Annotated in this window: 12 protein-coding genes and 1 rRNA gene; 5 read left to right on the top strand and 8 right to left on the bottom strand. The window is 65.2% G+C overall.

The annotated features are described in order from the left end of the window. Positions 1–182: 182 nt before the first annotated feature. Both rrf and MFF62_RS08670 read left to right on the top strand, forming a co-directional pair. Positions 183–296, top strand: a 5S ribosomal RNA gene (rrf, locus tag MFF62_RS08675). Between the two features lie 85 nt (positions 297–381). Then, a complete protein-coding gene (locus MFF62_RS08670; protein ID WP_238262150.1) occupies positions 382–723 on the top strand; it encodes a GIY-YIG nuclease family protein in 342 nt (113 codons plus the stop codon). Positions 724–780: 57 nt separating this feature from the next. On the opposite strand, the gene MFF62_RS08665 is transcribed toward MFF62_RS08670, so the two are convergent. Then, positions 781–1,203: an organic hydroperoxide resistance protein gene (locus MFF62_RS08665; RefSeq protein WP_238262148.1), complete on the bottom strand. Its 423-nt coding sequence runs from the start codon at positions 1,201–1,203 to the stop codon at positions 781–783. Between the two features lie 62 nt (positions 1,204–1,265). Beyond that, complete coding sequence (locus MFF62_RS08660; protein WP_238262146.1) at positions 1,266–1,736, bottom strand: MarR family winged helix-turn-helix transcriptional regulator; 471 nt, start codon at positions 1,734–1,736, stop codon at positions 1,266–1,268. A 205-nt stretch (positions 1,737–1,941) separates the two neighbouring features. Between MFF62_RS08660 and MFF62_RS08655 the strand changes: the two genes are divergently transcribed. Then, positions 1,942–3,393, top strand: coding sequence for a DegQ family serine endoprotease (locus MFF62_RS08655; protein ID WP_238262144.1), 1,452 nt, complete (start codon positions 1,942–1,944; stop codon positions 3,391–3,393). A gap of 242 nt (positions 3,394–3,635) precedes the next feature. Next, positions 3,636–3,959, top strand: coding sequence for a hypothetical protein (locus tag MFF62_RS08650; protein WP_238262142.1), 324 nt, complete (start codon positions 3,636–3,638; stop codon positions 3,957–3,959). A 130-nt stretch (positions 3,960–4,089) separates the two neighbouring features. On the opposite strand, the gene MFF62_RS08645 is transcribed toward MFF62_RS08650, so the two are convergent. The 5 genes from MFF62_RS08645 to MFF62_RS08625 form a co-directional block, all read right to left on the bottom strand. Further along, positions 4,090–5,625 (bottom strand): MFS transporter, encoded by a 1,536-nt coding sequence (locus MFF62_RS08645; protein ID WP_238262140.1) that lies wholly within the window; start codon positions 5,623–5,625, stop codon positions 4,090–4,092. 38 nt (positions 5,626–5,663) lie between these two features. After that, positions 5,664–6,161, bottom strand: a complete 498-nt coding sequence (locus MFF62_RS08640; RefSeq protein ID WP_238262138.1) for a MarR family winged helix-turn-helix transcriptional regulator — start codon at positions 6,159–6,161, stop codon at positions 5,664–5,666. A gap of 110 nt (positions 6,162–6,271) precedes the next feature. Beyond that, the gene (locus tag MFF62_RS08635; protein ID WP_238262136.1) at positions 6,272–8,293 is read right to left on the bottom strand and encodes a transglutaminase TgpA family protein; all 2,022 of its coding nucleotides are present in this window, start codon (positions 8,291–8,293) and stop codon (positions 6,272–6,274) included. Continuing rightward, positions 8,290–9,300: a DUF58 domain-containing protein gene (locus tag MFF62_RS08630; RefSeq protein ID WP_404990700.1), complete on the bottom strand. Its 1,011-nt coding sequence runs from the start codon at positions 9,298–9,300 to the stop codon at positions 8,290–8,292. The genes MFF62_RS08635 and MFF62_RS08630 overlap by 4 nt, the downstream gene beginning before the upstream one ends. A gap of 36 nt (positions 9,301–9,336) precedes the next feature. Then, positions 9,337–10,248, bottom strand: a complete 912-nt coding sequence (locus MFF62_RS08625) for an AAA family ATPase (RefSeq protein ID WP_238262134.1) — start codon at positions 10,246–10,248, stop codon at positions 9,337–9,339. A gap of 228 nt (positions 10,249–10,476) precedes the next feature. Here MFF62_RS08625 and MFF62_RS08620 point away from each other — a divergent pair, with 228 nt between their 5' ends. Beyond that, complete coding sequence (locus MFF62_RS08620; RefSeq protein WP_238262132.1) at positions 10,477–11,322, top strand: phytanoyl-CoA dioxygenase family protein; 846 nt, start codon at positions 10,477–10,479, stop codon at positions 11,320–11,322. An 82-nt stretch (positions 11,323–11,404) separates the two neighbouring features. On the opposite strand, the gene MFF62_RS08615 is transcribed toward MFF62_RS08620, so the two are convergent. Then, a complete protein-coding gene (locus tag MFF62_RS08615; protein WP_238262189.1) occupies positions 11,405–11,578 on the bottom strand; it encodes a hypothetical protein in 174 nt (57 codons plus the stop codon). Between the last annotated feature and the right edge of the window lie 90 nt (positions 11,579–11,668).

Below are 11,668 nucleotides of genomic sequence, written 5' to 3'. Positions count from 1 at the left end.
GAAGCGCAGTAATGCGTTAAGCTAACCAGTACTAATTGCCCGTAAGGCTTGATCCTATAACCAGTGTGTTTTACCTGGTAGGACTCTGAGAGTCCGCGTGTGCCACAGGCATACAGCCACAACCCCCTTTACTACACCCAATTCGCTGCGTTGACGTCTGTCAGCGCAGCAACCCCTCAATGCCTGGTGACCATAGCGAGTTGGAACCACCCCTTCCCATCCCGAACAGGACCGTGAAACGACTTTGCGCCGATGATAGTGCGGACTACCCGTGTGAAAGTAGGTCATCGCCAGGCTCTTATACCCAGAACCCCCAAGCCCTAAAGCTTGGGGGTTTTGCTTTTGCGCGCTCGGAAAACAGTGCGTATCATCGGCGTCAAAATGACCGTCGACACCGATTCCGCCCAACAAACCGAAGAGCCCGAAGCCAACTGTGGCATTGCCGTTGATGGCGAAGCCCCATGGTTTCTTTATCTGCTCGAGTGCGAAGGCAATTCCATCTATACCGGCGTGACCACCGATGTGCAGCGGCGCTACGCGCAGCATGTGGCAGGGATTGGCGCCAAATACACGCGCGCCCGCAAGCCAATACGTCTGCTGGGCTGGTTGATATTCGCGAACAAGTCCGAGGCACTGAAGGCCGAGATCCGAACCAAGCGGATGACTGCGGCACAGAAGCGCGCTATGTGCGCGACCCTGCTGCACAGCGAAGACGCAAAATAAAAAACGCCGGCCCAAGGGCCGGCGTTTTTACGATCGGTTGTGAGCTTGAACAGGTGCTCAAACCACGATCAGGGTGACTTCGATATTGCCACGCGTGGCATTCGAATACGGGCACACCTGGTGAGCCGCTTCCACCAGCTTCTGGGCAGCTTCCTTGTCCATGCCAGGCAGCGAGATCTTCAGTTCCGCCTGAATGCCGAAGCCCTGCGGAATCTGACCGATGCCGACGGCGCCTTCGATCTTGGCGTCCGGCGAAACGGTGATCTTCTGCTGACCGGCCACGAAGCGGATCGCGCCCAGGAAACACGCCGAGTAACCCGCCGCGAACAGTTGTTCCGGGTTCAGTCCGTTGCCGGCACCGCCCATTTCCTTGGGCACTGCAAGCTTGACATCCAGTTGGCCATCGGACGACGTTGCGCGGCCATCGCGGCCACCGGTTGCCGATGCGTGGGCGGTGTACAGGACTTTTTCCAATTTCATTTGCATTCTCCTAAGGTGCCCGGGGGCGGGCGACTGTTCCAAAAATGCCGGCTGACCGGCCGTTAATCTTCCGACCGCGCTGTTTCGAGCGTGGACCGTAAGCCATGCAAGCGCGTTGTCAGTGCCTGGATCTCATCCACCGAGCACTGCATCGCACATACCAACTTCTCAGGAATACCGGCCGCGCTGGCTCGCAGCGCTCGACCGGATTCCGTCAAACTCACCAGCACCCGACGCTCGTCCTTGGCGTCGCGCTCGCGTAGTACCAACCCGGCAGACTCCAGCCGTTTCAGCAGTGGCGTCAGCGTTCCCGAATCGAGGGTAAGCCGCGCACCGAGCTCCGAAATCGCCAATTCACCGTGTTCCCACAGCACAAGCATGACCAAGTACTGCGGATAAGTAAGCCCAAGCTCACCCAGGATGGGCTTGTAGACCTTGGTCATCGCCAGCGATGTCGAGTACAGCGCAAAGCAAAACTGCTGATCCAGCTTCAGCCAATCCTCGGTGCCGGGAAGATTTGTCTGCGTCGTCATGACTATATCTTATACACAATTTAATTGTGTGCAAGATAAACTTTCGATCAATCTCATAGAGCATAGGGGTGACTGGTGTCGGATCAAAGGCTGACGGTGCCGTGAATCGAAGACCCTTAAGTCTGGTTTAAGTGTGGCTGCTTAGGATGCATCTGTCGCGCCACTCCCTTCGAGGCGCCGCCCATCATCCAGAAAGGAAAACACCATGATTCGCCAGACTCTTGTCCGCTCCGCTGTCGGTGTTGCTGCGCTTGCTGCGTTGGCCGGCGGCTATGCCTACCTCCAGAAGGACGCGATCACGCCCGGATACGCTGCCCCCGCGCCGGCGGTGACGGCGCCCATGGCGGTAGCCACCCCGACCGACTTTTCGGGCATAGTCGACCAGTTCGGCCCCGCCGTGGTCAACATCAGCGTCACGGCGCGCGCGCAGCGTACGTCGGCACAGGTGCCATCGGGCATGGATCCGGACGATCCGCTGTTCCAGTTCTTCAAGCGCTTCGGCCCGCAGGGTCCGCAGAGCCAGCAGCCGCAACTGGTCAAGGGTCTCGGGTCGGGCTTTATCGTCAGCTCCGATGGGCTGATCCTGACCAACGCCCACGTCGTCGACAACGCGACGGAGGTCACGGTCAAGCTGACCGACCGCCGCGAGTTCAAGGCCAAGGTGCTGGGCAGCGACCCGCAGACCGACATCGCCGTGATCCGCATCGACGCCAAGGACCTGCCCACCGTGAAGCTGGGCGATCCGTCAAAGATCCGTGTTGGCGAGCCCGTCCTTGCCATCGGCTCGCCGTATGGTTTCGAGAATACGGTGACGGCGGGGATCGTCAGCGCCAAGTCGCGATCGCTGCCCGATGACACGTATGTGCCGTTCATCCAGACCGACGTGGCAGTAAATCCGGGTAATTCGGGTGGTCCGCTGTTCAACCAGCGCGGCGAAGTCATTGGTATCAACTCGCAGATCTACAGCCAGACCGGCGGCTACCAGGGCCTGTCGTTTGCGATTCCGATCGACGTGGCGAAGAAGGTCGAGCAGCAGCTCGTGGCCCACGGCAAGGTGACGCGCGGCCGCCTCGGTATCTCAGTGCAGGAAGTCAACCAGGCGCTGGCGCAGTCGTTCAAGCTGCCGAAGCCGGCCGGAGCGCTGGTGAATTCGGTTGAACCCGATAGCCCTGCCGCGCAGGCTGGCCTGAAGCCCGGCGACGTGATCGTGCAACTCGGCAACGACGTGATCGATCATTCCGGCGATCTGCCCGAGCACGTGGCAGACCTGCAGCCCGGCACCAAGAGCGATCTCAAGGTAATCCGCAAAGGCGAGCCGCTGACGTTGACCGTGCGGATCGGCGCCGTGAAGGAAAGCGCGACGGCGCAAGCCAAGGCCGGCGGCGAAGCTGGTGGGCGCCTGGGTCTCGCGGTGCGTCCGCTGACGCCGGCCGAAAAACGCGACAGCGGAATCGACGGCGGCCTGGTCGTGGAAGACGTTGCCGGACCCGCTGCACGTGTCGGCATCCAGCCGGGCGACGTCATCCTGTCGCTCAACGGCACCTCGATTTCCTCTGCCGAACAACTGCGTGCGCTGGTGTCGAAATCGGGCAAGCAGGTGGCGTTGCTGGTGCAGCGAGACGATGCGCGAATCTTCATTCCGCTCGATCTCGGCTGAGCTTCAACACGACACCAACACGCTGCGGCGGACACCCGCGAGCAGGTATACGGCGGGTATACAGGGGGCGTATACGTATACGCGTATACGCCCGCAAACCCTTGCCAGAAGCGGAATTCCGGGCGACAAATCACCCCAATTAAGCGTTTGAGCGGGTATCATCTCGACTGCGATGCATGAAGCGTGTGGTGACTCACGTCACCACTTCTGGTTCTTGCTGAATCGACAGAAGAAGGAAGTCTATGCAGTTGGATTTCACCCGCGCCCCCATCTCGCCGGGCACTGACCTGGCGCGGCGTCTGACGCCAGTCACCAGGAAGTCGACGGCACGTCGGCGCAAGAAGGAAGCCCCGCCCCATTGGGAACGCGGCTACCGCTCCCACTACTACCGAAATGAACGCGGCGACAAGCTCGGCGAAGTCCGCCTGTCCGATCGCGGTGATCTGCCTGTGGTCTACCACTGGGCGGCCGGCAACTATTCCGGCGCCGAAGGCTCGCTTTTGCATGCCCGCACGCGCGTGGAAGAGACGGTCGGCTTTGGCATGCGCCAGCTGACGTTGTTCTGAACGTACTTGCTTGAACCGCGTGCCTGACCCAGGGCGTGCATGAGTTTTCGCGATGGCATGACCGCCGCCATTGCCGCGCCGTCCCCGGCGCCCAACGCGTACACCTCTTTCCCCGCTGTGCAAGGCCTGGCTAGTCAAGCCGGCGCTGTACCAGCATGAAGACCGCCGCCGCCAGCGCAATCGCGGCAATCAAACGGTAGAGATCCTGGCAGGCAATCAGCCTTGCCTGCTGGTCCACGATGGCCGCCATCTGCGCCAATGCACCGGCATGCGCCTGCGCGCCATCGAAGCCGCGCGCCACCAGTACCGATTGCATGGCATGCATCCAGTTCTCGGCCTCGGCGGGGCGTTGGCCCACGGCATGTACCAGACTCGTGTGCACCGCGAATTGCCGATTCTGCAGCAGCACGGCACCCAGCGACGACGCAAACGAGCTCGCAATCTGGCGCACCAGGTTCTTGCTGCGATAGCCGTGCCCGAAGTCGTCGTCGCTCAGCGTGCGGAAGGTCAGCCCGGCAATCGGAATGATGACCATCACACCGAACAGCCCCTTGGCGATCAGTCCCGGTATCAGGGCGGATGGTCCGATGTCCGGTGACATGAAGGAAAAGTACGTCATGGCGGCGGCCATCAGCAGCAGGCCGGTCACCATCACGGGCTTCTTGTGCGTGAGCCGGCGCGCCACACGCAGGTAGATCCAGATGCCCGCCAGACTGATGATCGCGGCCAGCGTATTGAGCCAGCCGGTGGTCGCCAGTGGAAAGCGCAGCGCCTGCTCCGCGTAGATCGGGAACACGTAGCTGCTCAGGTTGCTGATCATGTAGTACACGAAGTACATCGCCAGACCCGTCATGTACACGGGTTGCCGCAGCGCGCGCAGCCGCAGCACCGGCGAGTCGTGGTGCCACTGGTGCCACAGGAACGAACCGAGCAGCAGCAGGGCGACGGCGGCCGCCACCACGACACGCAGCGGGTGCGAGAAGATGTCGAAGCGCGCCTCGGTCATCGATGCCTGCAGCGCGACGATGGCCACGCCGAACAACAGCAGCGGCCCCAGGGCCGCGCCCTCCTGGTCGTCGCTTGGTTCGGCGTCGGGCAGCAGCAGCCAGCAGCCCAGGGCGGCCAGCGCGGCAAACGGCAGCACGCCGTAGAACACGTCCTGCCACACGCCGTGCTCCACCAGTTCGGCGGCGAATGCCGGTGCCATGGCCGATGCCCCGAAGATCCCGAGCATGAAGATGCGCGACGCACGCGGGCGGTCGGCGGGGGCGAACATCAGGTTCACCAGGATGCGGCAGCTTGTGAACAACGCGCCGCCGCCTACGCCTTGCATGAAGCGGGCGGCCACCATCTGGGGCAATCCGGTGCTGGTTGCGGCGGCCAGCGTGCCGGCCATGAACAGCAGCAGCGATCCGGTCAGGTAGTACCGGTACCCGAAGCGTTGCGCCAGCCATTGCTGCTTGAGGATCATCATCATGCTGCCCACCGCATAGGCGGCCTGCACCAGCGCGAAGCTGCGCGGGTCTGCGTCGATGCCGCCAACGATATGGCTGGACGCAAACACGAACATGATGTTTTCAAGGAATTCCACGCCGGTGGCTAGCGCTAGCAGCATCATCAGCAGCGTCTGCCGCTGCCGATGACTGAGCAAGCGCAGCCATCGCATACTGGCACGCAGCCGATGCCAGGGGCCCACCCTTGAACTCACGCGCGGGTCGCCTCCAGCGCGACCAGATGCTGATGCAATGCCGTCAACTCGCGGGTTGCCGCCGCCAGGCCGTCTTTGCCCAGCGGCCCAAACGCCTGGCCGTACGCGGCATGCACGGCACGCGCGGCGCGTTCCAGTAGGGCATGGGCGGCCGGCGTCAGGGTCAGTTCCAGGCTGCGCCGGTCATGTGCCGACGCCTTGCGCAGCACCAGGCCGCGTGCTTCCAGGCCATCGACCAGGCGGGTCATCTGGGTGCGCGTCGCGTCGATCGTCATGCCCAGTTCCGATGGCATGGTGGGTTCGCTGGCGTCGATGGCCAGCATGCTGATCACCAGGTAATGGTTCAGATCCAGTTCGTAGGGCACGAGCGCGCGCTCGATGTGATGCCGTAGCAGCCGTGCCGAACGCAGCAACAGCCGCGACGCCAGGATCAGGTCGCGTGGTGCCTCGGGGTGCTCGGCACAGAACCGGTCAATGCGACGTTCGAACGACATATAGTTTCATTTGAAATGATTTCAAATGAAACTATATGTGTGGACGCGGCGCCGCGCAAGGTTTGAATCATGGACGATCTGGACTGCTGGCGGGACAGTTGCAGACCCCGTCAGCGCTTGCCCAGGCTTCGGCCCAAATCGCGCAGGGCCCGGCGCAACTGAGCGACGATGCCGGGCTGCGTCGCGGCATCGGGCGCGCCGTAGCGCCATCGCACATAGTGGTCAGTGAATGCTCGCACTGCTGGTGCGGCGCTTGGCAGGGCGGCTTCGGCACGCGCCGCGAAGTCTTGCGGACCCTCGGATGTGCCCCGCGCGATGCCATGCCGCGCCAGCAACCCGCAGTAGCGCTCGTACAGCGCCTGTACCGGGTCGAGGCGACGGCGGCGCAACCACATCGGAATCAATGCAGCCAGGCCGAGTGCGGCCAGCCCAACCGCCAGCACCTGCGGCAGCCGGTCTCCCAGCCCCACGTGTTCCAGCAGCCGTGTCTGCTGGCCCCGGTCGTATTCCAGTACCCAGCGCTGCCACTTGTAGGTCAGCCCGTCGAAGCTCCAGCGCAGATCGCGCAGCCAGCCCGGCGCGCGCAGGTCACGCAGCGATTGCAGTTCCTCGCCAGCCAGCGCTGCATCCACGCCTTCTTCCACGCGACTTGGGGCGACGGCGCTGGTCGGGTCCACGCGCACCCAGCCGCGGTCGGCCAGCCAGACCTCGGCCCACGCATGGGCGTCGGACTGACGCACGACATAGTGTTTGCCGAGCGGGTTGTACTCGCCGCCCTGATAGCCGATGACCACGCGCGCCGGCACGCCGGCGGCGCGCATCAGGAACACGAAGCTGCTGGCGTAGTGCTCGCAGAACCCGCGCCGCGTATCGAACACGAAGCTGTCGACCTGCGCCTTGCCCAACGGCGGCGGAGACAGCGTATAGGCGAACGGCGCACCGGCAAACAGTCGCATGGCTGCCTGCACGCGCTGCCACGGATCGGAGTAGGTGGCCATCCAGTCCGCAGCCAGTGCGCGGCTGCGCGGGTTGCCTTCCGGCAAGGCCAGCGACAACTGCAGCGTGCGCCGCGTCAGCGGTTGCGACACGCCTTGCAGCACCGACTGTGCGCGATAGCGCGTCGGCCGGTCCACCGGCGAACGCGCGAAGAACTCGCCGTCAGCCGAAATCTGCGCCGCCAGGCTGTCCGATACCGCCGTGCCACGGTCCAGCAGATAGAGCCACGGCTTCTGCGTGGCCTCCAGCGTCACGTTGTACTCGCGCGCGCCGTTGGGAGAATTCGTTGGGAGCGGAACGGAGGCGTTGTCCCCGGCATCGTCGCGCAAGCCCGGCGCCGATCGTGTCGGCGGCAAGTCGTCGGGCCGCCAGGCCTGGCCGTCGTAGTCCCACAGGATGCGGGCGCGCCAGTACAGCGCGCTGGTGGGCAGCGGGTCGCCCACGATATCGGCGCGGAATGCCACGTCCGGGGAGCGGATCAGTTCGCCAATGCTGCCCGGACGCATCGTGTCGCTGATGCCGGTGCGTCCTGCCTTCTCCGATTGCGGCAGGCGCCAGAGCGGATGGTCCAGGCGCGGAAACAGCACGAACAGGAACAGCGCCCACGGCAGTCCGAATAGCGCCATGCGGCCGAGCAACGGCCAGATGGCCAGCCGCCCCCGCGCTTCGGGATGATGGAACAGCAGCCAGTTGCGCAGGATCCATGCGCCAATGGCCATGCTGTACAGCGCCAGCCAGAACGGCTGATCCTCCAGATACAGCGTCAGCAGCAGGTAGAACGAAAGCTGCGTGACCAGCGTGGCGTCGCCCAACGCCTTTGTTTCCATCAGCTTGAGGATCACGAACGCCGCCAGCAGCGCCACGCACAGCTCGCGTCCGAAGCTGCCGCCGCCGCGCCAGACCAGCGCCGCCGCAATCCCCAGTACCAGCACCGCCGCCACGCCCACGATCAGCTTTGACGGCAGCGGCGCGCGCTGGCGCCACAGCAGCCAGCGCCATGCCAGCAGCAATACCAGCAGCAGGCTGATCGATACCGGCAGCGTGCGGGCCTGGGGCGCCAGCACCAGCGCCAGTTGCCCGATCAGCATGCCGTGTTCCTGGTGCCCGAGCGACCGGGGTGATGTCGTCGCCTTCATGATGCGCGCCGCTCCGGCCATACGGCCAACGCTTCCAGGCAGGCGCGCCGATGGGCGGCGCCGTGCCCGGGCGCGATTTCCACGCCGGGCAGCCGCAAGCCGATTTCCACCTGATCACCGGCGGCCAGGACCCACGCGCACAGTCGCGACAGGCGTGCCTCGGTATCCATGGCGAACGGTAGCGCGTCCCAGTCGATCCAGCAGCCGGGCTGCCGGTCCACCTGGCCGGTGCGGCTCAACCAGCGGCCGGTGCGGGCGCTGTGCTTCCAGGCCACGCGGTGCAGCGGATCGCCGGGGCGATATTTGCGCAACTGGTCGATGCCGTCGTCGGAGGCCACGCCGATGGCGCCGTCGTCGCTGTCATCGGGCCGGGCCATCAGCGGCAACGGCGGCGGATGGCTTTCCGGCGCCGGGTAGACGAAGGTGGCGAGCGGAAAGTCCGCGTAGCTCCAGACACGGAACAGCCCGAACGGAAACCGGCTGGATAGGGTGACGCGTGGCAGGGCCAGCTTGCCGCGCTGCGGTGCGCCCACGTGAACGGCCAGCGCGCCCTGTTCCAGCCCGTCGAGCGTCAAGGCTGCGGCCGCGTCGGCCGGCCGGCCCGATGCGGTCACGCCTTCGATGCCGATGCGCGCGCCCGCCTCGTGATTGGCGACATGCAGCGCGAACACGGCGGCATCCCCGGCGAACGCGGGCGATACCGCGCCCGTGGAAATTTCCAGATCCAGCAGGTTGCGATAGGCCATCCACATGCACGACATGCCGATGCCCACCAGCAGGAACGTCAGCGCAAAGCCCAGGCTGATGTTGTAGTTGAGCGATGTCGTCAGCATTGCCAGCAACAGCAAGGCAAAGCCCAGTCCGCTGCGCGTGGGCAGGATGTACAGGTGGCGCCGGTCCAGCCTGACTACGCCGTTGACGGGCAGGCGCGGCCGGCGCGGGCGCGGTATCGGCATGGCGGCCGACGCAGCGCGGCGTGGACGGGGTGCCGTCGAGGCGCGTGGCATGGTGGCGCGGGCGTTGGGGCGTTTGGCGCGTGGTGCTCAGGGAATCGCCACGCTTGCCAGCAGGCGATCGAGCGGGGCGGCGCTTTGGCCGGCTGGCAGCAGCCGATGCGCGGCCACCGGCGCGAACACGGCCTGCACATCTTCCGGCACCACCATGTCGCGCTGGTCCAGCAGTGCCCATGCACGTGCACAGGCCAGCAGTGCCAGGCCGGCCCGCGGCGACAGTCCGGCCACGAAGCCCGGTTCGTTGCGCGTGGCCTGCACCAGCGCCAGCACGTAGTCCACCAGCGCCGGGCTGGCGTAGACGCGGCTGGCCGCGGCCTGCAGCGCCACCACCTGCTCGGCATCCATGACGGCCGTGGCTTCCGGGGCGGTGGTGCCGCCCAGGTAAAGCACGCGCTCGAAGGCGGGGTCCGGATAACCTAGCGATACGCGCATGGTAAAGCGGTCCAGCTGGGATTCGGGCAGCGCGTGCGTGCCGATCTGTTCCAGCGGGTTCTGTGTGGCAACGACGAAAAACGGCACCGGCAGCGCATGGGTGACGCCGTCGTGCGTGACCTGGCGCTCGGCCATGGCTTCCAGCAGCGCGCTCTGCGTCTTGGGCGGCGCACGGTTGATCTCGTCGGCCAGCACCAGCTGCGCAAATATGGGACCGCGATGGAAGCGGAAGTCGCCGGCATCGCGCATGAACACTGAAACGCCTACCAGGTCGGCGGGCAGCAGGTCGCTGGTGAACTGCACCCGCTGATACTGCAGGCCCAGCGTGCGCGCCAGCGCGTGGGCCAGCGTGGTCTTGCCCACGCCCGGCACGTCTTCCAGCAGCAGGTGGCCACCGGCCAGCATGCAGGCCAGCGACAGCCGCACCTGGCGCGGCTTGCCCAGCACGATGCGGCCAAGCTGGTTCTGGGCCTCGGCCAGCGAGGCGGTAATGCGGGGTCGGGCAGTCACGATGGCGGCATCAAGAAGGGGTGGGCGATGACGTTACGGTGCGGCAAGGTCCGGCCATTGTAGCGGCGTGCAGGACACCCGGGACAGTGGGTTTCCGCACGGTTGCATGGGGGTGACAGTGGGCCAGTGCACCGGAATCGGGCGCCAGGCCGCGCCGGATCTCGCAGGTTCTGGCATCATCGGGCTGTTGGCACTTGTGCCACTTTCAGAATCGTCTTAGCTGCTGCAATGACTGCTTCGCAACTGCGCGTGTCTGGCGCGCCTGCCTCTCTCGATTTCGATTGCTCCGCGCCGCTGGCCGACCAGGCGGCGCTGGCCAGCCTGGCCCGCGAATTTCACGCGGGCGGCTACATCGTGCTGCGCAACTTTGCCAGCGAAGCCACCTGCGCGGCGCTGGAAGCCGTGACGCGCCAGCATCTGGCCGCCACCGTGCCGCCCGTGGAGTTCGAGGCCGATCTCGGCTACCCCGGTGCACCTGCCACCCGGCAGGAAACGGGCGGCAATACCGTGAGGCGACTGCGCCAGGCCTACGGCCGCGATGAGGCGTTTCGCCGCTGGGCCAGCCATCCGCAGGTGGTGGGGACTGTCGAGGCGCTGCTGGGCGAGCCCGCGCGCCTGACGCTGGCCCACCATAACTGCGTGATGACCAAGCATCCGCACTACGGCAGCCAGACCGGCTGGCATCGGGATACGCGTTACTGGTCGTTCGTGAAGCCGGAGCTGGTCACCGTGTGGCTGGCCTTGGGCGACGAGGACGAGCGCAACGGCGTGCTGCGTGTGATTCCCGGTTCGCATCGCGCCAAGCTCGACCCGGCACAGCTCGATCCGGCCGAATTCCTGGTGGAGGCCCATCCGGCCAGCCAGGCGTTGCTCAAGGGCGCGATGCCGCTGGCCTTGCACCGGGGCGACGTGCTGATGTTTGATAGCGGGCTGTTCCACGCGGCGGGCCGCAATGATTCCGAGGCGGTGAAGATGTCGGTGGCGTTTGCCTATTTCGGCGCCAGCAATCGCCCGATCAGCGGCACGCGGTCAGCCGAGTTCGGCAGCGTGGAAATGCCGCCAGGACCGCTTTGAACCCCTGACGGGCAAGACTCCGGGCAAAACAAAGGCCGCCTCATCGGGCGGCCTTTTTCATGGCGGCGGGCCGGGGTCTGGATCAGACCGTCTTTCGGCCCGAGGTGCCGGCGCGGAACAGTGCGACGAGGTCGGCGAGCCGGAACGGCAGCAGCGGCGTGGCATGACGAACGGCGTCACGGCGTGCGAAGTGGCTCAGGAGCTGCTCGCCCACCGGACGGCTGAGGTAAGAGGCATCCGGGTATTTCATGGTCATTCCCTATTGCGGTCAGTAAACGCCTACAGTATACACTCGCATGGTGCACTGCGCCATTTACTGGTGCGCAACAAGGGATTGCCGGATTCG

The organism is Cupriavidus pauculus (assembly GCF_022179805.1).
GTDB lineage: Bacteria > Pseudomonadota > Gammaproteobacteria > Burkholderiales > Burkholderiaceae > Cupriavidus > Cupriavidus pauculus_E.
The sequence above is the reverse complement of the archived record's forward strand: the minus strand, read 5'-3'. Positions and strand labels throughout refer to the sequence as shown.